This window comes from Pseudomonas sp. S3E17 (assembly GCF_024168685.1).
GTDB classification, from domain to species: Bacteria; Pseudomonadota; Gammaproteobacteria; order Pseudomonadales; family Pseudomonadaceae; genus Aquipseudomonas; species Aquipseudomonas marginalis.
In genome coordinates this window covers 824,788-845,840 of sequence record NZ_JALJWE010000001.1, presented here as the reverse complement: position 1 = coordinate 845,840, position 21,053 = coordinate 824,788, and the positions used below count along the sequence as shown (strand labels likewise).

The 21,053-nt window shown below is 61.3% G+C and carries 20 protein-coding genes and 1 pseudogene; 14 read left to right on the top strand and 7 right to left on the bottom strand.

The genetic code is table 11. The features are described from left to right. Positions 1-59: 59 nt before the first annotated feature. A complete protein-coding gene (gene tpx, locus J3D60_RS03410) occupies positions 60-560 on the bottom strand; it encodes a thiol peroxidase (protein ID WP_065927848.1) in 501 nt (166 codons plus the stop codon). A 159-nt stretch (positions 561-719) separates the two neighbouring features. Here tpx and J3D60_RS03405 point away from each other — a divergent pair, with 159 nt between their 5' ends. From J3D60_RS03405 to J3D60_RS03360, 10 genes are all read left to right on the top strand, one after another. Further along, the gene (locus J3D60_RS03405; RefSeq protein ID WP_253489716.1) at positions 720-2,009 is read left to right on the top strand and encodes a glycosyltransferase; all 1,290 of its coding nucleotides are present in this window, start codon (positions 720-722) and stop codon (positions 2,007-2,009) included. Between the two features lie 72 nt (positions 2,010-2,081). Next, positions 2,082-2,987 carry an AraC family transcriptional regulator gene (locus J3D60_RS03400; protein WP_253489714.1) on the top strand — a complete coding sequence of 302 codons (906 nt, stop codon included), beginning with the start codon at positions 2,082-2,084 and terminating at the stop codon, positions 2,985-2,987. Between the two features lie 193 nt (positions 2,988-3,180). Beyond that, the gene (locus tag J3D60_RS03395; protein ID WP_027606401.1) at positions 3,181-4,491 is read left to right on the top strand and encodes a sugar ABC transporter substrate-binding protein; all 1,311 of its coding nucleotides are present in this window, start codon (positions 3,181-3,183) and stop codon (positions 4,489-4,491) included. Positions 4,492-4,625: 134 nt separating this feature from the next. Further along, a complete protein-coding gene (locus tag J3D60_RS03390) occupies positions 4,626-5,516 on the top strand; it encodes a carbohydrate ABC transporter permease (protein WP_051429369.1) in 891 nt (296 codons plus the stop codon). Between the two features lie 10 nt (positions 5,517-5,526). Further along, complete coding sequence (locus J3D60_RS03385; protein ID WP_027606403.1) at positions 5,527-6,357, top strand: carbohydrate ABC transporter permease; 831 nt, start codon at positions 5,527-5,529, stop codon at positions 6,355-6,357. 23 nt (positions 6,358-6,380) lie between these two features. Next, positions 6,381-7,484: an ABC transporter ATP-binding protein gene (locus tag J3D60_RS03380; protein WP_253489712.1), complete on the top strand. Its 1,104-nt coding sequence runs from the start codon at positions 6,381-6,383 to the stop codon at positions 7,482-7,484. Positions 7,485-7,499: 15 nt separating this feature from the next. Then, the gene (locus J3D60_RS03375) at positions 7,500-8,981 is read left to right on the top strand and encodes a mannitol dehydrogenase family protein (RefSeq protein ID WP_253489709.1); all 1,482 of its coding nucleotides are present in this window, start codon (positions 7,500-7,502) and stop codon (positions 8,979-8,981) included. Positions 8,982-9,059: 78 nt separating this feature from the next. Next, positions 9,060-10,541, top strand: coding sequence for a xylulokinase (gene xylB / locus J3D60_RS03370; protein ID WP_253489707.1), 1,482 nt, complete (start codon positions 9,060-9,062; stop codon positions 10,539-10,541). 12 nt (positions 10,542-10,553) lie between these two features. Next, the gene (locus tag J3D60_RS03365) at positions 10,554-11,492 is read left to right on the top strand and encodes a carbohydrate kinase (protein WP_253489704.1); all 939 of its coding nucleotides are present in this window, start codon (positions 10,554-10,556) and stop codon (positions 11,490-11,492) included. An 84-nt stretch (positions 11,493-11,576) separates the two neighbouring features. Next, on the top strand, positions 11,577-11,846 hold the full coding sequence (locus J3D60_RS03360) for a DUF2790 domain-containing protein (protein WP_253489702.1): 270 nt from the start codon (positions 11,577-11,579) through the stop codon (positions 11,844-11,846). Positions 11,847-11,907: 61 nt separating this feature from the next. Here the strand turns inward: J3D60_RS03360 and J3D60_RS03355 are convergent, their stop codons facing one another. Then, entirely contained in the window at positions 11,908-12,177 is a 270-nt protein-coding gene (locus J3D60_RS03355; protein ID WP_027606409.1) for a DUF1652 domain-containing protein, read from the bottom strand. A gap of 233 nt (positions 12,178-12,410) precedes the next feature. Continuing rightward, the gene (gene ilvA / locus J3D60_RS03350) at positions 12,411-13,433 is read right to left on the bottom strand and encodes a threonine ammonia-lyase, biosynthetic (protein WP_253489698.1); all 1,023 of its coding nucleotides are present in this window, start codon (positions 13,431-13,433) and stop codon (positions 12,411-12,413) included. Positions 13,434-13,681: 248 nt separating this feature from the next. Here ilvA and J3D60_RS03345 point away from each other — a divergent pair, with 248 nt between their 5' ends. Then, entirely contained in the window at positions 13,682-13,885 is a 204-nt protein-coding gene (locus tag J3D60_RS03345) for a ParD-like family protein (RefSeq protein WP_065941264.1), read from the top strand. Further along, positions 13,882-14,637, top strand: coding sequence for a type I methionyl aminopeptidase (gene map, locus J3D60_RS03340; RefSeq protein ID WP_065941263.1), 756 nt, complete (start codon positions 13,882-13,884; stop codon positions 14,635-14,637). Before J3D60_RS03345 ends, map begins: the two co-directional genes overlap by 4 nt. Positions 14,638-14,669: 32 nt before the next feature. Here the strand turns inward: map and J3D60_RS03335 are convergent, their stop codons facing one another. After that, positions 14,670-16,256 (bottom strand): RimK family protein, encoded by a 1,587-nt coding sequence (locus J3D60_RS03335; RefSeq protein ID WP_253489695.1) that lies wholly within the window; start codon positions 16,254-16,256, stop codon positions 14,670-14,672. A 94-nt stretch (positions 16,257-16,350) separates the two neighbouring features. Here J3D60_RS03335 and J3D60_RS03330 point away from each other — a divergent pair. Further along, positions 16,351-16,800: pseudogene (locus J3D60_RS03330) on the top strand (GNAT family N-acetyltransferase); the annotation flags it as partial. Here J3D60_RS03330 and sfnG read toward each other — a convergent pair. Then, on the bottom strand, positions 16,796-17,881 hold the full coding sequence (sfnG, locus tag J3D60_RS03325; RefSeq protein WP_065927859.1) for a dimethylsulfone monooxygenase SfnG: 1,086 nt from the start codon (positions 17,879-17,881) through the stop codon (positions 16,796-16,798). The pseudogene J3D60_RS03330 and the gene sfnG sit on opposite strands and share 5 nt — an antisense overlap. A gap of 268 nt (positions 17,882-18,149) precedes the next feature. Here sfnG and J3D60_RS03320 point away from each other — a divergent pair, with 268 nt between their 5' ends. Further along, complete coding sequence (locus J3D60_RS03320; RefSeq protein ID WP_253489689.1) at positions 18,150-19,388, top strand: acyl-CoA dehydrogenase family protein; 1,239 nt, start codon at positions 18,150-18,152, stop codon at positions 19,386-19,388. 12 nt (positions 19,389-19,400) lie between these two features. Here J3D60_RS03320 and J3D60_RS03315 read toward each other — a convergent pair whose 3' ends face one another. Further along, a complete protein-coding gene (locus tag J3D60_RS03315) occupies positions 19,401-20,186 on the bottom strand; it encodes a sulfite exporter TauE/SafE family protein (protein ID WP_027606416.1) in 786 nt (261 codons plus the stop codon). A 91-nt stretch (positions 20,187-20,277) separates the two neighbouring features. Beyond that, entirely contained in the window at positions 20,278-21,048 is a 771-nt protein-coding gene (locus J3D60_RS03310) for a class I SAM-dependent methyltransferase (protein ID WP_065941258.1), read from the bottom strand. Positions 21,049-21,053: the final 5 nt, after the last annotated feature.

Sequence of the window (21,053 nt, the reverse complement as noted above, 5' to 3'; positions counted from 1 at the left end):
CAGGCCGCAATCATGTCTTACGGGTGTTACTGCAAAACGACAGTAACGCGCCGCAACAGTTACTTCAAAACAGCCAGGGCCGCTTCGTAGTTCGGCTCCTGGCCGATTTCCGAAACCAGTTCGCTGTGCAGCACGGTGTTGTTTTCGTCCAGCACCACGACCGCACGGGCGGTCAGGCCCTTGAGCGGGCCATCGGTAATCGCTACGCCGTAATCGACGGCGAAACCAGGGTCACGGAAGTCCGACAGGTTCTTCACGTTTTCCAGGCCTTCGGCGCCGCAGAAACGCGCCTGGGCGAATGGCAGGTCGGTGGAGATGCACAGTACGACGGCGTTGTTCAGCTCGTTGGCCTGGGCGTTGAACTTGCGTACCGACGTGGCGCAGGTCGGGGTGTCGACGCTTGGGAAGATGTTCAGCACTTTGCGCTTGCCGGCAAAGGTAGCCAGGGTTGCATCCGACAGGTCGCCGGCGGTCAGGGTGAAGTCTGCTGCTTCAGAGCCGACTTTCGGCAATTCGCCTTCAACCTGGACAGGGTTACCGCGAAGAGTGACTTGAGCCATGAACAGAATCCTTATGCTGGGTTTTGGTTAAACGAATTCGAGAGGCGGAAGTTAACCACAAAGTACCGTGGCTACCTACCGCCAGACACAAATTGTCATGCCACACGGTTGTGGTTTAATTGCGCGCTTTGCGCCTGCCCTCCAAGGAAACCGTTGTCGATGAATCAGCCCGCCACCAAACTCCTGGTCATTGGTTATGTCTGGCCGGAGCCCCGTTCCTCGGCCGCGGGTGGGCACATGATGCAGATTCTCGAAACTTTTCTTACACAAGGTTGGGATATTACCTTCAGCAGCCCGGCAGCACTGGGCGAGCACAAGGCCGACCTGCTGGCGCTGGGCATCGCCGAATGCGCGATCGAGCTCAATGACAGCAGCTTTGACGATTTTGTCCGCGAGTTGGCCCCGGACATCGTGCTGTTCGACCGTTTCATGATGGAAGAACAGTTTGGCTGGCGCGTAGAGAAGTGTTGCCCCGACGCCCTGCGCGTGCTGGAAACCTCCGACCTGCAAAGCCTGCGCGACGCCCGTCAGCAGCGCCTCAAGGCGCACCTCAAGGCCCACCCGGGCAGCGACGACTTCAGCGCGCTGTTCGCCCCGGCCCTGGAGGAGGAATTCCAACTGATGGCCGACACCGACCTGGCCAAGCGCGAAATCGCCGCGATTTACCGCTGCGACATCAGCCTGATGATCTCCGACGTGGAAATCCGCCTGCTCACCGAACAGTTCAAGCTGCCCGCCGCCCTGCTCCACTGGTGCCCGCTGATGATGACGCCGCCAACCGAGGCCTTGGTGCCGTTCGAAGAGCGTGCGCACTTCCTCAGCATCGGTAACTTCCGCCATGCGCCGAACTGGGACGCCGTACTGTGGATGAAGAACAGCGTCTGGCCATTGATTCGCCAGCAATTGCCGGGCGCCCAGCTGCATATCTACGGCGCCTACACCCCGCCCAAGGCCACCGCCCTGCACAACCCGGCGCAGGGCTTTCATGTGATGAACTGGGCCGAAGATGCCCTGCAAGTGATGAGCGCCGCGCGCATCTGCCTGGCCCCCCTGCGCTTTGGCGCGGGTATCAAGGGCAAGCTGGCCGATGCGATGCTGTGCGGCACCCCCAATATCACCACCCCCATCGGCGCCGAGGCCATGGGCGACGAGCGGCCATGGCCCGGCGCCATCGAGCAATGCGCCGACACCCTGGCGGCGGCGGCCGTGGCGCTCTACCAGGATCGCGAACGCTGGACCCAGGCCCAGCAGGATGGGCGCCAACTGATTGCCGGCCGTTATGACCGCACTGTCCACGGGCCGGCACTGGTGGAGTGCCTGCAACACTGCCGCAGCCACCTCGGCGCCCATCGCCGCAGCAACTTCACCGGCAGCATGCTGCGCCACCATGCGCATAAAAGTACGCAGTACATGTCCCAGTGGATCGAGGCGAAAAACCGTAGCCTGTAAACCGTGGCGCTGGCGAGGTCGTGCGTGAGGGGGCATTATCCCCAGCAGCAACCACAATAAAGCGACGGCAGCATGACCCGAGCAACGCGAATCACCGACCCTTCCTACGAACTGATGGACGATCACAACGGCCTGTCCATCATCTATCGCCAGCATGGTTTCCCCTGCCCGCTGGTGCGCTGGCATTTCCACAAGGAATACGAACTGCACCTGATCGTCGCCAGTTCCGGCAAGGTGTTTATTGGCGACTATATCGGCAACTTCTATCCGGAAAGCCTGTTCCTCACAGGGCCCAACCTGCCCCACAACTGGATCAGCCAGGTGGAGGAAGACGAAGTGGTGCCCAAGCGCGACATGCTGGTGAACTTCACCGATGAGCTGTTCGAGCAGGGCAGCCACATTTTTACCGAACTGAAAATGCTGGCACCGTTGCTGGAGCGCGCGCAGTCCGGCATTGAGTTTCGCTGCAAAAAAACCATCGCCCAGGCCATGACCCTGATGCAACGTATCGAAGACGCCCGGGGTATGGCGCGCCTGGGGCATTTCTTTATCCTGCTGGAAGTGTTGAGCAGCTGTGAGGACTACCAGCTGCTGTCCGGCGTCACCACGCCACAACTGGCGGATGAACACAGCATCGACCGCACCAACCGCGCGGTGGACTACATTTTCGCCCACTACGCGCGCGAGTTGCCCCTGGAGGAAGTGGCGGAACACCTGGGGATGAAGCCGACGTACTTTTCCCGGGTGTTCAAGCAGGCGACCGGGCGCACGTTTATCGAATTCGTCAATCGGCTGCGCATCAGCAAATCCTGCGAATTGCTGGCTGACGGTGATAAAGCCGTGACGGACGTGTGTTTCGAGTCGGGCTTCAACAACATCTCCAACTTCAACCGGCGCTTTCAGCAACTCAAGGGTATGACCCCCTCTCACTACCGCCGCCTGGCGGTACAACGCTTGACCGAGCAGAACCTGGCCTAATGGAGATCGTTCCCAGGTAAGCATGGGCACGATCACCGAGTGCAAAAAAGTATCAGTCCAAGTGTTCCCAAGGATTTGTCACAACCCCATTTGAAGGCTGTAATCAACGCACACTCTTCCTGACTCCCTGTAGGAAGACACAACAACAATAACTGTCCTTCCGTAGCCCCTGGGCGCGGAAATGGAGTGCGCGATGAAGTTCACAGCAAAAGCTCTGCTTGCCTGTACCTGTATGACCCTCAGCGCCGTCAGCCTTGGCGCGCAAACCCTGACCATTGCCACCGTCAACAACAGCGACATGATCCGCATGCAGAAGCTCTCGAAAACCTTCGAGGCCGAGCATCCGGAAATCAAGCTGAACTGGGTGGTGCTGGAAGAAAACGTGCTGCGCCAACGCCTGACCACTGACATCGCCACCCAGGGCGGGCAGTTCGATGTGTTGACCATCGGCATGTACGAAGCCGCACTCTGGGGCGCCAAGGGTTGGCTGGAACCGATGAAGGACCTGCCGGCGTCCTACGACCTCGACGACGTATTCCCTTCCGTGCGTGACGGTTTGTCGGTCAAGGGTTCGCTGTACGCCCTGCCGTTCTATGCGGAAAGCTCGATCACCTACTACCGCACCGACCTGTTCAAGGACGCCGGGCTGAGCATGCCCGAGCACCCGACCTGGAGCCAGATCGGCGAATTCGCGGCCAAACTCACCGACAAGAGCAAAGAGCAATACGGCCTGTGCCTGCGCGGCAAAGCCGGTTGGGGCGAGAACATGGCGCTGATCACCACCCTGGCCAACGGCTACGGTGCGCGCTGGTTCGATGAAAAGTGGCAGCCTGAATTCAACGGCCCCGAGTGGAAGGACGCGCTGAACTTCTACGTCGACAACATGAAGAAATCCGGCCCGCCGGGTGCTTCCAGCAACGGTTTCAACGAAAACCTGGCGCTGTTCAACAGCGGCAAGTGCGCGATCTGGGTCGATGCCAGCGTCGCCGGATCGTTCGTCACCGACAAGACCCAAAGCAAAGTGGCCGACCATGTGGGCTTCACCTTTGCCCCCCACGAAAAAACCGACAAAGGCACGTCGTGGCTGTACTCCTGGAGCCTGGCGATCCCGACCAGCTCCAAGGCCAAGGACGCCGCCAAGGTGTTCACCAGTTGGGCCACCTCCAAGGAATACGGTGCCTTGGTCGCCAAGACCGACGGCGTTGCCAACGTGCCGCCAGGTACGCGCAAGTCGACCTACAGCGACGAGTACATGAAGGCCGCGCCGTTCGCCAAGGTGACCCTGGAATCGCTGAAAGTCGCCGACCCGACCAAGCCGACCCTCAAGCCGGTGCCGTATATCGGTATCCAGTTGGTGACCATTCCCGAGTTCCAGGCGATTGGGACCCAGGTCGGCAAGTTCTTCTCGGGTGCGCTGACCGGTCAGCAGACGGTCGATGCGGCATTGACTGCGGCGCAGACCACCACCGAGCGGGAAATGAAGCGGGCCGGTTACCCCAAGTAACCCCCGATCCTGTAGGAGCGAGCTTGCTCGCGAAAAAGGTACATCCGACGCCGCAATGCGCCTGAAATACCTTCGCGAGCAAGCTCGCTCCTACAGGGGTTTTGCGCACCTGTACCTGACTGGCCTTGATTATCATGAATACATCCGCCAAAAACCGCCTGGCCAACCCCGGCTGGTTCCTCGTCACGCCCTCGGTCGCCCTGCTGCTGCTGTGGATGATCGTGCCGCTGGGCATGACCCTGTACTTTTCACTGATCCGCTACAACCTGCTCTACCCCGGCGAGAACCAATTCGTGGGGCTGGAGAACTTCACCTACTTCATCACCGACTCGGGTTTCCTGCCCGGCGCCACCAATACGTTGTTGCTGGTGGGCAGCGTGCTGCTGATCAGCGTGGTGTTCGGCGTGTTGATCAGTGCCCTGCTGGAGGCCAGTGAGTTTCTGGGGCGCGGCATCGTCCGGGTGCTGTTGATTTCGCCGTTCTTCATCATGCCCACCGTCGGTGCGCTGATCTGGAAGAACCTGATTTTCCACCCGGTGTCGGGGATTCTCGCCGCCGTGTGGAAGTTCTTCGGCGCCGAGCCGGTGGACTGGCTGGCGCACTACCCGTTGCTGTCGATCATCATCATTGTGTCGTGGCAATGGCTGCCGTTCGCCATCCTGCTGCTGATGACCGCCATGCAGTCCCTCGACCAGGAACAGAAGGAAGCCGCACGCCTGGACGGTGCCGGCGCCATCGCGATTTTCTGGCACTTGACCCTGCCCCACCTGGCCCGCCCGATTGCCGTGGTGGTGATGATCGAGACCATCTTCCTGCTCTCGGTATTCGCCGAAATCTTCACCACCACCAACGGTGGCCCCGGCTACGCCTCGACCAACCTCGCCTACCTGATCTACAACCAGGCATTGGTGCAGTTCGACGTGGGCATGGCCTCGGCCGGCGGCTTGATCGCCGTGGTCATCGCCAATATCGCGGCGATCATCCTGGTGCGGATGATCGGCAAAAACCTGACTGACAAACCTTGAGGGCCGCGCCATGACGCTTCAACAATCCCGCCGCCTGCAAAGCCTGTTGCTCGGCACCCTGGCCTGGGCCATCGCGATCCTGATTTTCTTCCCGATCTTCTGGATGGTGCTGACCAGCTTCAAGACCGAAATCGACGCGTTCGCCACGCCGCCGCAGTTCATCTTCACGCCGACCCTGGAGAACTACCTGCACATCAACGAGCGCAGCAACTACTTCAGCTATGCCTGGAACTCGGTGCTGATTTCATTCAGCGCCACCGCCCTGTGCCTGCTGATTTCGGTGCCGGCCGCCTACTCCATGGCGTTCTACGAAACCAAACGCACCAAGAGCACGCTGCTGTGGATGCTCTCCACCAAGATGCTGCCGCCCGTGGGCGTGCTGATGCCCATCTACCTGCTGGCCAAGAGCTTTGGCCTGCTGGATACGCGCATCGCGCTGATCATCATCTACACCCTGATCAACCTGCCGATCGTGGTCTGGATGGTTTACACCTATTTCAAGGACATCCCCAAGGACATCCTCGAAGCCGCGCGCCTGGACGGCGCCACGCTGTGGCAGGAAATGGTCCGGGTGCTGCTGCCGATCGCCAAAGGCGGCCTGGCCTCCACGGTGCTGCTGTCGCTGATCCTGTGCTGGAACGAGGCCTTCTGGTCGCTGAACCTGACCTCGTCCAACGCCGCGCCCCTGACCGCGCTGATCGCCTCCTACTCCAGCCCCGAAGGCTTGTTCTGGGCCAAATTGTCTGCCGTCTCGACCCTGGCCTGTGCGCCGATCCTGATCTTTGGCTGGATCAGCCAGAAACAGCTGGTGCGCGGTTTGTCCTTCGGCGCAGTTAAATAATAATTTCTAGCGGAGGGCCCATCATGGCCAACCTCAAAATCAAGAATCTGCAAAAAGGCTTCGAAGGTTTCTCGATCATCAAGGGCATCGACCTGGAAGTGAACGACAAGGAATTCGTGGTGTTCGTCGGCCCCTCGGGCTGCGGTAAATCCACCCTGCTGCGCCTGATCGCCGGCCTGGAAGAAGTCACCGAAGGCACCATCGAACTGGATGGCCGCGACATCACCGAAGTGACCCCAGCCAAACGCGACCTGGCCATGGTGTTCCAGACTTACGCGCTGTATCCACATATGAGCGTGCGCAAAAACATGTCGTTTGCCCTGGACCTGGCCGGCGTCGACAAGCAGCTGGTGGAGAGCAAGGTCAACGAAGCGGCGCGCATCCTCGAACTGGGCCCGCTGCTGGAGCGCAAGCCCAAGCAACTCTCCGGTGGCCAGCGCCAGCGCGTGGCGATCGGCCGCGCCATCGTGCGCAACCCGAAGATTTTCCTGTTCGACGAACCGCTGTCCAACCTCGACGCCGCCCTGCGCGTGCAGATGCGCCTGGAACTGGCGCGCCTGCACAAAGAGCTGCAAGCGACCATGATCTACGTGACCCATGACCAGGTCGAAGCCATGACCCTGGCCGACAAGGTAGTGGTGCTCAACAGCGGCCGCATCGAGCAGGTCGGCTCGCCGCTGGAGCTCTATCACCAGCCGGCCAACCTGTTTGTGGCGGGTTTTCTCGGCACGCCGAAAATGGGCTTCCTCAAGGGCAAGGTCACCCGCGTCGACGGCCAGGGCAGTGAGGTGCAGCTGGACGCCGGCACCCTGATCAGCCTGCCGCTCAGCGGCGCCAGCCTGAGCGTGGGCAGCGCGGTGACCCTGGGCATTCGTCCGGAGCACCTGGAAATCGCGTCGCCTGGGCAAACCACCCTTACGGTGACGGCCGACGTCGGCGAGCGCCTGGGCAGCGACACCTTCTGCCACGTCATCACCTCGAATGGCGAGCCGCTGACCATGCGGATTCGCGGTGATATGGCCAGCCAGTATGGCGAGACGCTGCACCTGCACCTGGATCCGGCGCACTGCCATCTGTTCGACACCGACGGCGTGGCTGTGGCCCGTCCACTGCGCGCTGCCGCCTGATTTGCGAGATTTGTGATGAAACTGAATAAACAGAACCTCACCCAACTGGCGCCGGAAATTAAACTGCCGGCCTACGCCATTGCGAGTACCTCCCAGGGTATCGCCCATATCGGCGTCGGCGGCTTCCACCGCGCGCACCAGGCGTATTACACCGATGCACTGATGAACACCGGCGAGGGCCTGGACTGGAGCATCTGCGGCGTCGGCCTGCGCAGCGAGGACCGCAAGGCCCGCGATGACCTGGCCGGCCAGGACTACCTGTTCACCCTGTACGAACTGGGCGACACCGACGACACCGAAGTGCGCGTGATCGGTTCGATCAGCGACATGCTGCTGGCCGAAGACGGCGCCCAGGCATTGATCGACAAACTGGCCAGCCCCGCCATTCGTATCGTCTCGCTGACCATCACCGAAGGCGGCTACTGCATCGACGACAGCAACGGCGAATTCATGGCCCACCTGCCGCAGATCCAGCACGACCTGGCTCATCCGTCGTCGCCAAAAACCGTGTTCGGTTTTATCTGCGCGGCATTGACCCAGCGCCGCGCGGCCGGCATCCCGGCGTTTACCGTGATGTCCTGCGATAACCTGCCCCACAATGGCGCTGTCACGCGCAAGGCACTGCTGGCGTTCGCCGCCCTGCACGATGCCGAGCTGCATGACTGGATCAAGGCCCATGTGAGCTTCCCGAACGCCATGGTCGACCGCATCACGCCGATGACCAGCACCGCCCACCGCCTGCAACTGCACGATGAACACGGCATCGACGATGCCTGGCCAGTTGTCTGCGAACCCTTTGTGCAGTGGGTGCTGGAAGACAAATTCGTCAACGGCCGCCCGGCGTGGGAAAAGGTCGGCGTGCAGTTCACCGACGATGTGACGCCCTATGAAGAGATGAAGATCGGCTTGCTCAACGGCAGCCACCTGGCCCTGACCTACCTGGGGTTTCTCAAGGGTTATCGGTTTGTACACGAGACCATGAACGACCCGCTGTTCGTGGCCTACATGCGCGCCTACATGGACCTCGACGTCACGCCGAACCTGGCGCCGGTACCGGGCATCGACCTGACCGACTACAAGCAGACCCTGGTGGACCGCTTCTCCAACCAGGCGATTGCCGACCAGCTGGAACGGGTGTGTTCGGATGGCTCGTCGAAGTTTCCCAAGTTCACCGTGCCGACCATCAACCGCCTGATTGCCGACGGCCGTGAGACCGAGCGTGCGGCGCTGGTCGTTGCGGCCTGGGCCTTGTATTTGAAGGGCGTGGATGAGAATGGCGTGAGCTACACGATCCCCGACCCTCGCGCCGAGTTCTGCCAGGGGCTGGTGAGTGACGATGCACTGATCAGCCAGCGGTTGCTGGGGGTGGAAGAGATTTTTGGCACGGCTATTCCCAACTCGCCTGGGTTTGTGGCAGCGTTCGAGCGGTGCTATGGAAGCCTGCGTGACAAAGGCGTAACCGCTACCCTGAAGCACCTCCTGAAGAAACCGATTTAAGTGTGGGAGGGGCCAAGCCCCCTCCCACACTGGACCGGGTTGCCAATCCAAAAAAATAACACCGCTGAGCACACCCTCATGACCCAGCAAAACCTGTTCCTCGGCATCGACTGCGGCACCCAAGGCACCAAGGCCATCGTCCTCGACGCGTCCAGCGGCAAGGTGCTGGGCCTGGGCGCCGCCGCGCACACCCTGATCAGCGGCGCCAATGGCCGTCGCGAGCAGCACACCCAGGAATGGCTGGACGCCTTTACCGAAGCCACCCACCGCGCCCTGCAACAGGCCGGCGTGGACGGCCAGGACATCCTCGGCATCGGCGTATCCGGCCAGCAGCACGGCCTGGTGTTGCTGGATGAAAGCGGCCAGGTGCTGCGCCCGGCCAAGCTGTGGTGTGACACCGAAACCGCGCCGGAGAACGAGCGCCTGCTGGCCTACCTGGGCGGCGAGAGCGGCTCGCTGGAACGCCTGGGCGTGGCGATTGCGCCGGGCTACACCGTGTCGAAACTGCTGTGGACCCGCGAGCAGCACCCGGATGTGTTCGCGCGCATCGCCCATGTGCTGCTGCCCCACGACTACCTCAACTACTGGCTCACCGGCCACGCGGTCGCGGAATACGGCGATGCCTCGGGCACCGGTTACTTCAACGTGCGCACCCGCACCTGGGACGTGGCGCTGCTCAAGCACATCGACCCCAGCGGCCGCCTCGAAGCTGCACTGCCGACATTGATCGAGGCCGATCAAAGCGTAGGCACGATCCTGCCGGCCATCGCCGAACGCCTGGGCATCAACCCCAATGCCAGGGTGTCCAGCGGCGGCGGCGACAACATGATGGGCGCCATCGGCACGGGCAATATCGCCCCCGGCGTGATCACCATGAGCCTGGGCTCATCCGGCACCGTGTATGCCTTCGCCGACCAGCCCAATGTCAGCCCGCAGGCGTCGGTGGCCACGTTCTGCTCATCCAGCGGCGGCTGGCTGCCGTTGATCTGCACCATGAACCTGACCAACGCTACCGGGGTGATTCGCGAGTTGTTCGAGCTGGACCTCAACGCTTTCAACGCATTGGTCGAGCAAGCCCCGATTGGCGCCGATGGCGTCAGCATGCTGCCGTTCCTCAACGGCGAACGCGTACCCGCCCTGCCCCACGCCACCGGCAGCCTGCATGGGCTGACCATGACCAACCTGACCCGTGCCAACCTGTGCCGCGCCGTAGTCGAAGGCACCACCTTCGGCCTGCGCTACGGCCTCGACCTGCTACGCCACACCGGCCTGCAAAGCCAGAGCATCCGCCTGATCGGCGGCGGCTCGAAAAGCCCGGTGTGGCGGCAGATGGTCGCCGATATCATGAATACCGAAGTGATCTGCACCGAACAAAGCGAAGCCGCCGCCCTGGGCGCGGCGATCCAGGCGGCGTGGAGCCAGTCCGGCGAGTCCCTGGCCAGCTTGTGCGACAAATGCGTGAGCGTCGACCCGGCCAGCCGTACCCTGCCGGTGGCGGCCAATGTCAGCGCCTACCAACTGGCTTACGAGCGCTATCAACAGCACGTGGCAACCCTTTAAGAGCGAACGACTATGTATCTGGTGTGTGGTGAAGCGCTGTTTGATTTTTTCAGCGAGGAAGATGCCAGCGGGCAGGCCTCCAAGGTCACTTACAAGGCAATTGCCGGTGGTTCACCGTTCAACGTCGCGGTGGGTTTGCGCCGCCTGGGCGTCGAGGCCGGGCTGTTCGGCGGCCTGTCCAGCGACTTCCTCGGGCGCCGGCTGTTGCACGTGCTCAAGGATGAAGGCGTCAGCGAGCAGTTCCTGGTGGAGTTTGCCGCGCCGACCACCTTGTCGATGGTCGCGGTGGGCGCCGATGGCTCACCGCAGTACAACTTCCGGGGTGAAGGCTGCGCCGACCGACTGCTGGAAGTGGCCCACCTGCCGGCGCTGGGGCCTGATATTCGCGGGCTGCATGTCGGCTCGTTCTCCCTGGTGGTGCAGCCGATTGGCGACACCCTGCTGGCAATGGTCAAGCGCGAAAGCGGCAAGCGCCTGATCAGCCTCGACCCCAACGTACGCCTCAATCCGCAGCCGGATATTCAACTGTGGCGCGACCGCGTCGCCGAGCTGGCCCAGCATGCCGACCTGATCAAGGTCAGCGACGAAGACCTGCACCTGCTCTACCCCGGCCAGTCGCCGGAAAGCGTGCTGCAAGGCTGGCTGCAACACCGTTGCCAACTGGTGTTCCTCACCCGTGGCGGCGATGGCGCCAGTGTGTTCAGCCGTCAGCATGGCACCTGGTCGCAACCGGCACAGCGCGTGGTGATGGCGGATACCGTGGGTGCCGGGGATACCTTCCAGGCCGCATTGATTGCCTGGCTGACCGAGCACCAATTGGACTCGGTGCAAGGCCTGCAACAACTGACCCGCGCGCAGATCGACGCCATGCTCGGCTTCGCCATCCGCGCTGCGGCACTGACGTGCGGCAAGACCGGGCCGGACTTGCCGTATCGCCAGCAGCTTGGATGAAGGTTTTGTCAGCCAGGACAAAATTAATCGATGGTTAATCCCGCAAGTCGAGAGTGAAGTTCCACTCACTTGCGGAGCACCACCATGAAACTGCACACCTTAATGCTCGGCGGCGCCCTGGCGCTGGCGGCAGTGTCGGGCCTGGCCCAGGCTGACGATCAACCCCAGGCGGTCAAACCCGTGCCTTATCATTACGGCATGCCGATGAACATTGCCAAGGTCCTGGCCATGAACGAAACCCCCACTGACGACTGCAAAGTCATCAAGGCGGATATCAAGTTCCTGGACAAAGCGGGCAAAGTGGAAGACGTGAGCTACCGGAAAATGTCCGAAGCCTGCGATTTCCAGAATTGATGGGCGAACGTAAACAGCATTGGGCCTGGCATTTACCAGGCCCACCGTTCATGACCAACGATCAGTAGTAACCGCGCCCTCCAGCCCGCTGCTGGACAGGTGCATGGCTGTGCTTGAGGTCTTCACGCAACCCGGTGATCAGGTTGCAAATAGCTCGACTGCTGTCGAGTTTGTCAGCGTTTATACCTTTGACTTCCAAATCCACCCGGTCACGGTCGCGGTCGTCATAGACCTTGATCGTCAGCGAAGCATCTTCGGCTTTGGTGCATTCGCACCGTTTAGGCAGGAAACTTCCTTCAATAATGCTGCGAAGTTCTAATTCCGAAAGCATGGCCAACCTCTCCTTTTTTGAGACTTGCCAATCGATTGTTATAGATCTGCAGGCCCGTGCCTGCCACGTCTCGCCAGCCCTGGAAGACGCTTACCTTTACCAGCCTACTCGGCAAATTCCGTTTTTGTTGTAACTTTTCTTCATAAGCAATGTAGGAATTTATATAGCTTAGGTCACCCCAGTTAAATCATCGTCGAACCGCTTCGATTAATCGTTTAACCCCACGCTTCGAATTAAACTGCAGCTTGTGCCGCCACTCTTTCAGCAACATATCGCAAACTATCAAAGTTGATATTTGCACCTGAGTTAACCGCGACCAAGGTCTGTCCACTCACCCCACGACTGGCCACGTACTTGCGAACCCCCGCCACCGCCAGCGCACCGGAAGGTTCGGTGATGGAACGCGTATCGTCATAGATCAACTTCATTGCGCTGCACAGTTCGTCATTGCTGACGGTGATCACTTCGTCGACCCAATCGCGGCAGATCTCAAAGCCATAGGCGCCGATCTGCGCGACCGCGGTGCCATCGGCGAACCCGTCGACACTCGGCAACACCACCCGCTCCCCGGCCCGCAGTGCGGCGAGCAGGCAACTGGAGCCTTCGGGTTCGACCCCGATGATGCGCACCTCGGGCCGCAGGTATTTGACGTAGGCCGCAATGCCGGCGATCAGGCCACCGCCGCCCACGGGCACGAAGATCGCGTCCAACGGACCTTGTTGCTGGCGCAGGATTTCCATGGCCACCGTGCCCTGGCCGGCGATCACCTCCGGGTCATCGAAGGGCGAAACGAAGGTGCAGCCGGACATCTCGGCCAGTTGCAGCGCATGGGCCAGGGCAAACGGGAAGCTCTCGCCGTGCAGCACCGCTTCGGCGCCCCGGGAGCGCACGCCCAGCACCTTCAATTCCGGCGTACTGCACGGCATCACGATCCGCGCCTGGAGCCCCAGCGTCTTCGCCGCCAGTGCCACGCCTTGCGCATGGTTACCCGCCGACGCCGTCACCACACCGCGCGCTTTCTGCTCGCCAGTAAGCTGCACCAGCTTGTTGTAGGCGCCGCGAATCTTGAAGGAAAAGGTCGGTTGCAGGTCTTCGCGCTTGAGCAGCACCTGGTTGCCGAGCATTGCCGAGAGTGCCGGCGCGGCTTGCAGGGGCGTGCGCACCGCGAGATCGTAGACCGGCGCGGCAAGGATCTTTTTCACATAGTGTTCAAGCAATGCCGTATCAGCGGTAGGCGGTGCGGGGCACGTGCTCATGGGTGTCTCCTGGTTTTTAAAGGCCCTGGAGACGGAACAAACAAAACCCGCCTCTAAGGCGGGTTGGGGTGCAGCCGTGTGCTATCCCGCCAAATGAGGAATGGCGGTAATAATGCTTGGCTGGCTGCGGAAGGCTGGATAGGTCATGCCTGGAAATTAACCGGCCATCCGGATCAAGTCAACATCATGTTTACTGACAACATACGAAACATATACGATTCGTATATCCAGCCACTACAGTGAACCTCATGGGCATCGTCAAGATCAGCGACCAACTGCACGAACAACTCCGCCTGGCCAGTGCGGCCATGGACCGTTCCATCAACGCCCAGGCCGAATTCTGGATCAAGGTCGGCCTGCTCGCCGAGTTGAACCCCAGCCTGCCCTACCACGACTTGATCAACAAACTGCTGCTGGACAAGCCCGACCTGATCCGGGGGCGCAGCCAATGATCAAGACCACCGCCCAACTGGCTGTAATGCGTGAATCCGGACGCCTGCTAGCCCAGGTATTCGACATGCTCGACGGATTTGTCGCCGCCGGCCGTTCCACCCTGGAACTGGACAGCGCCGTCGAAGCCTTTATCCGCAACGAATTGAAAGCCCGCCCCGCCAGCCTCGGGCAATACGACTACCCCTTCTCCATCAACACCTCGATCAACGAGGTGGTGTGCCATGGCATGCCCAGCGCCAAGGAAATCCTCAAGGACGGCGACATCGTCAACATCGACATCACCCTGGAAAAAGGCGGTTTTATCGCCGACTCCAGCAAGATGTACATGATCGGCACCGTCGCGCCCAAGGCGCGGCGCCTGGTGGACATGACCTTCGAGGCGATGTGGGCCGGGATCCGCCAGGTCAAGCCCGGCGCGCGCCTGGGGGATATCGGCCATGCGATCCAAAGCCATGCACAGGCCAACGGCTACAGCGTAGTGCGTGAATACTGCGGCCACGGCATCGGCAAGCAGATGCATGAAGAACCGCAGATCCTCCACTTCGGCCGCCCTGGCACCGGGCTGGAACTGCGTGAAGGCATGGTGTTCACCATCGAACCGATGCTCAACCAAGGCGGCGCCAAGGTGCGCAGCCTGAAAGACGGCTGGACGGTGGTGACCAAGGACAACAGCCTGTCGGCGCAGTGGGAGCATACGGTGGCGGTGACGGCGGATGGCTTTGAAGTGCTGACCTTGCAAACCCGCCCTTGATTCACCCATCGCCATAGATACTGCCTTGAACCTCACCAGACCTGGCCCTGGCGTTTCAACTCCAGGCGCCGCACGAACTCTTCCAGCACCAGGCTGTACAGGTCGTCCTGCAAGTAGGCATCTTCGATGCCGGCATCGAGGTTGGGGTTGTCGTTGACCTCGATCACCACCACCTTGTCGCCGGACTGCTTGAGGTCCACACCGTAGAGGCCGTCGCCGATCAGGTTGGCGGTCTTCACCGCCAGTTCCACCACCGCCCTGGGCGCTTCATGCACGGCCAGGGTGCGGCATTCGCCGTTGATGGCCTGGCCGATGGCCTTGTGGTTATAGATCTGCCAATGGCCCTTGGACATGAAGTACTGGCAGGCAAAGATCGGTTTGCGGTTGAGTACGCCGATGCGCCAGTCGTACTCGGTGTAGAAGAATTCCTGGGCCAGCAGCAGCACCGAATGCTCGAACAACTCGGCGGTGGCCTTGAGCAAGGCTGCCTGGCTTTCGACCTTGATCACGCCACGGGAGAAGCATCCATCGGGAATCTTCAACACCAGCGGAAACCCGAGGCGCTCGCCGACCCGTTCGAAGTCCTGCGGTCGTTCCTTGTAGAGAATCTCGGTGGCAGGCATACCTAACTGATGGCTGTTGAGCAGGTCGGTAAGGTAGACCTTGTTGGTACAACGCAGGATCGACGCCGGGTCGTCCATCACCACCAGGCCTTCGCTTTCGGCTTTCTTCGCGAAGCGGTAGGTATGGTTGTCGACACTGGTGGTCTCGCGGATCAGCAAGGCGTCGTATTCGGCCAGGCGCGCGTAGTCCTTGCGCTCGATCAGTTCCACATCGATGCCCAGGCCCTTGCCGACGCGGATGAAGTTATCCAAAGCCTTGGCATTGGACGGCGGCAATTGCTCCTGGGGATCATGGAGGATCGCCAGGTCATAACGGGCCAGGCGCCGTGAACGGGGTTGGCGCCAGATCCTGCGGCTGAAGTTATCGAGGGCGTGGGCGAATTGATCTTCCTGATCGTCGCGTAACTTGTGCAATACGCCGGACTTGACCCCTACGATATGCCAACCGTTATGTTTTCTGAACTCAACTAACAAGATCGGACATGGGAATGTTTCAAACAACTGGCGGGCCAATTCCTGCAACGGTTCTATAGTGGTCCTGCCGAAGTAAAGTGTCAGGGTAAACCCTTCGGTATTACTGTAGAGGTGATGACTCAAGGCTTTATCAAGGGTTTTATCCAAGTCGTCCAGCGCCAGGCCGTACAGCGACTTCCTGGTCAGCTCACTGATGGTGCGCACCGAAGGAATCACCTTGTGTCCGCGCGCTTCGGCCAGCAACGAGCAGTAGTAGCCGTGCCCCAGGTACTTGTAGCTGCGGCACAGGTTGATCACCTGCACCCGCTTGCCTGATTCGTTCTGACGGGCTTGCTCCAGGTACTCCTGGGCGGTGACGATGTCTTCGCTGGGAAAGTAGGAAGCCCAATCTTCCTTGCGTTCAACAATGATCACCACTTGACTGTTACTTCGAGGCGGCGTCGAAAAAAAGCCCTTCGATGTTATTGTCGCCGCGACGATTTGCTCGGATACTTCACGCCAATGACCTTGTACCGCCGACATAATATTTGATCCGCTTTAGAGAACTCGACCTTTTCTATTAAGCACGATCTTTCAGGGAAGTCCCGTTTCGTTACGCAACTTTTACGGCGGTTATATGGCTCTTTTCTCTCGCGTTGCATTACCCGGTGATATACCGGCATTAGTCGCATTGGAACACCAGTGTTTCAGCAGCGACCGGCTCTCATCGCGCAGTTTTCACTGGATGATCAGCCGCGCCCACGGCCAGTTGCGGGTGGCGGAACAGGATGGGCAGTTGCTCGGTTATGCGCTGGTGCTGTTTCGTCGTGGCAGCGTGTTCGCGCGCCTGTATTCCATCGCCATTGCCGAGCACGCACGCGGCCTCGGGCTGGGCAAGCAGTTGCTCAGCCATGCCGAGGCCGGCGCGGTGACGCACGGTTGCACCCACCTGCGCCTGGAGGTGCGCACCGACAACCCCGGCGCCCTGGCGCTGTATGAACGCAACGGCTACCGGCGTTTCGCCCAGGTCAACGACTACTACGCAGACCACACCCCGGCCCTGCGCCTGGAGAAAACCCTGGTCAGGCCACCTGCTTGATCCCGGCCTTGGCTTCCAGCTCGCGCACCAGCGGCAACACGCGCTTGCCGAAGTACTCCACTTCTTCCTGGAAGTGCAGGAAGCCCGCCAGCACCAGGTCTACCCCCACCGCCTTGAGCGCGACAATGCGCTCGGCAATCTGCTGCGGGGTGCCGATCAGGTTGGTCTTGAAGCCATCGTTGTACTGCACCAGGTCTTCAAAGCTGGACTTGGCCCAGTTGCCCTCGCCTTCGGGTGATGCCTTGCCGGCCTGCCTGGCGGCGTCGCCAAAGGCATTCACGGCTTCCGGGTCGGCCTTGTCGATGATCTCTGCGAGCACGGCGCGGGCTTCTTCCTCGGTGTCGCGGGCGATGATGAACGCATTCACGCCGACCTTGACCGAATGGTTGTTGGCGGCGGCCTTGGCGCGAATGTCATCGACCTGGGCCTTGATGCCTTCCGGGGTGTTGCCGTTGGTGAAGTACCAGTCCGACACGCGGGCCGCCATGTCTCGCGCGGCCCGCGAACTGCCGCCCTGGAACACTTCCGGCTGGCCCAGGGGCTTGGGCTTGAGGGTGTAGTTGTTGAAGCGGTAGAAGTCGCCCTTGAAGGTAAAGTCGTCCTGGGTCCAGATGCCTTTGAGGGCGCGGATGAATTCCTCGGAACGGCGATAGCGCTCGTCGTGCTCCAGCCAGTGTTCGCCGATGGCCTGGAACTCGCCCTTGAACCAGCCACTGACGATGTTCACCGCAATGCGGCCATTGGTGAGCTGGTCGATGGTCGCCAGTTGCTTGGCCGCCAGCGCCGGTTGCCACGGGCCGGGCAGGATCGCGGCGATGACCTTGAGTTTGGTGGTCGCGGCCAGCAAGGCATGGCTGAACGCCACGGACTCATGCTGGTTCTCGGCGCCGTAGCCGGCGGTGAAGCGGATCTGGGTCAGGCCGTATTCGAAGCCGGCTTCCTCGGCCAATTGCGCCAGTTTGCGGTTGTAGTCGATGCCCCAGTGGGTGCGTTGTTCGATCTTGCTGACCACCAGCCCACCGCTGACGTTGGGCACCCAATAGGCAAATTTCACGGCTTGCTGACTCATCGAACGGTACCTCGCACTAAGGAATGTACTGAGGGGTTGAGCAGCAAGCGTGCCAGGCGCGGGCAAACGCCCACGCCACAAGGGTTGCGACACGAATTCGGGGCTGGGAAGCTTGGAATGCCAATGTCAGGGATTGCAACGCTTTGTCGGTTTGCTGTTGCTGGAGCAACAGTAAACAGCGTGCATCCCCCCGTAAACATTGGGCCTGGCACCCGGCACGGAGTGTGCAATCACTCCCAGCACCGATCACTGCCCCGGAGCCTTGCTCATGACCGAACACCACGTTATCAACCCGTTGTCTGTCGGCGTCGACTACCCCACGTTGGCGGCACGCTTTCGCCCGATTTTCCAGCGCATCGCCGCTGGCGCGGTGGAGCGCGAACAAACCCGCGCCCTGCCCCATGAGCCGATCCAGTGGCTCAAGGAGGCCGGCTTCGGTGCGGTGCGGGTGCCGGTGGAATATGGCGGTGGCGGTGCGTCGCTGCCGCAGTTGTTCGAACTGCTGATCGAACTGGCCGAGGCCGACTCCAACGTGCCCCAGGCCCTGCGCGGGCATTTCGCCTTTGCCGAGGACCGCCTGAATGCGCCGCCCAGTGCCGGCCGCGACCTGTGGTTCAAGCGCTTTGTCGACGGCGATATCGTCGGCTGCGCCTGGACCGAAATCGGCACCGTGTCCATCGGCGAGGTTGTCACCAAGGTCAGCCCGGACGGCGATCGGTGGAAACTCAACGGTGAAAAGTTCTACAGCACCGGCAGTATTTTCTCCGACTGGATCGACGTGTACGCCCAGCGCAGCGACACCGGCGGCGATGTGATCGCCGCCACCCGCGCACGCCAACCCGGCGTGGAACACAGCGATGACTGGGATGGCTTTGGCCAGCGCACCACCGGCAGCGGCACCTCGCGCTTTACCGATGCGGTGGTGGAGGCGGAAAACGTCATCGACTTTGCAACCCGCTTCAAATACCAGACCGCGTTCTACCAACTTGTCCTGCTGGCCAGCCTCGCCGGTATCGGCCGTGCCGCGTTGCGCGATGTGGCCCACCAGGTGCGCAGCCGCAAGCGCATCTACAGCCATGGCAATGCCCAGCACGTCAGCCAGGATGCCCAGATCCAGCAGGTGGTGGGCGAAGTCGCCGCGTTGGTCTACGCCGCCGAAGCCAGCGCGTTGAAGGCTGCGGTGCCAGCACAACGGGCGTACCTGGCACGGTTCGGTGGGGATGAAGTCGCCGAGCGCGAAGCCAACGTCGCGGCCGAAATCGAGTCAGCCACCGCGCAAGTGGTGGTGTCGGAGCTGATCCAGCGCGCCACCAGTGAGTTGTTCAACGCCCTGGGGGCGTCGGATGTGCGCCAGGGCAAGTCCCTCGACCGCCATTGGCGCAATGCGCGGACCGTGTCGTCGCACAACCCGGTGATCTACAAGGCGCGGATCGTGGGGGACTGGGTGATCAATGGCACCGAGCCGCCGTTTGTGTGGCAGATCGGCAATGGCCCGGCGAAAGCCTGAGGCTGGGCGGGTTCAAAAGGCCAATTTGTAGCCGATGGTCATCAACATGATCGCCAGGCACGGGCGCAGTACGCCGTCCGGGACCTTGCCGGTCATGTGGCTGCCGAAGTAAATGCCCGGCAGCGACCCCATCAACAGAAAGCCCAGCAGGTGCCAGTCCATATTGCCCATGCCGGCATGGCCCAGGCCCGCCACCAGGGTCAGGGGCACGGCGTGGGCGATCTCGGTGCCGACCAGGCGGCGCGTGGCCAGGAACGGATAGAGGATAAACAACGCGACCGTGCCAAGGGCGCCGGCGCCGATGGAGGTGAGCGCTACCATGGTCCCCAGCACCGCCCCGGTCACCACGGTCAGGGCATTCAGGTTGCGCGGGTTCATATGGTAGTGATCGCCCGCATGGCGCTGGGCGAACGCCAGCAGGCGTTGCTTGAACAGGATCGCCAGGGCGGTCAGCAGCAGCACCACGCCGAGGGCCTGCTTGATCACTGCGTTCATGGCGCTGGGGTCGGTGTGCAGGCTGGCGAGGAACCACAGGGTCAGCAACACCGCAGGCACGCTGCCCAGGGTGAGCCAGCCGGTGATGGTCCAGTCGATGTTCTTGTTCTTGCTGTGGACCAGCACGCCACCGGATTTGGTGATGGCCGCGTACAGCAGGTCAGTGCCTACGGCCGTGGCCGGGTTGATGCCGAACCACAACAGGATTGGGGTCATCAGCGAGCCCCCGCCTACACCGGTCATGCCGACGATAAAACCAACGATCAGGCCCGCAATTACAAAACCAAAGTTACCCACTTCCATCAACGCTACCCGCGGCCTTATAAATTTCTGGCCGCAGGATAGCGATTTTTCTTATAACGACTTATATCAATATGATCTGACTTTATGCCTTTTATGGCAGTCGACGACAGACATACGCCTGGGTCTGATAAGGAAACGCCACCGTGTCGCGGCCCTTCAGGGCCGGATGGCTGGCGATCAAGCCACGCAACTGCTCGCTCACAAGGGCTTTTTCAGCCTCGGGCAACGCAGCAATAAAGCTCACGGAGAGGAAGCGATCCATGATCACTTCCTGGGGGCTGCCGACGTGGCTATAGGGGAAACAGGTCATTTCGGGGTCGGAAAAGTACTTGCCGTCGAAGGCTTCACGCCAGCGTCCGGAGTGAAAACGCGGGGTGTCACCCTCATAGGGCGTAATGATCGCAGTGATCGCCGCCACCCAGTCCACCGACTCATCGCGCACATTCCACACCAGCCCGAGGCGCCCTTCGGGCTTGAGCACGCGGTGGATTTCCGCCAGCGCGGCCTGGGTGGAGAACCAGTGAAAGGCTTGCGCGCAGACCACGGCGTCGGCGCTGGCGGTTTCCAGGGGGATGGCTTCGGCGGTGCCGTTGACCAGGCGCACATCCGGCAACAGCCGGGTCAACTGCGCACCCATGGCCTGCACCGGTTCGACGGCGATCAACGTCGGTGCCAGGGTGCTGAGCAGGCGCGTGAACTTGCCGGTGCCGGCGCCCAGGTCGATCACCCGTGAGTGCCCATCGACGCCGAGAACATCCGTGAGCCAGCCCGTGAGTTGCCTGGGATAATTCGGCCGGCCCTGGGCGTAGGTGGCGGCCTGGGTAGAGAAACCTTGTTGAGCAGACGCGTGGACACCAGTCATTGCCA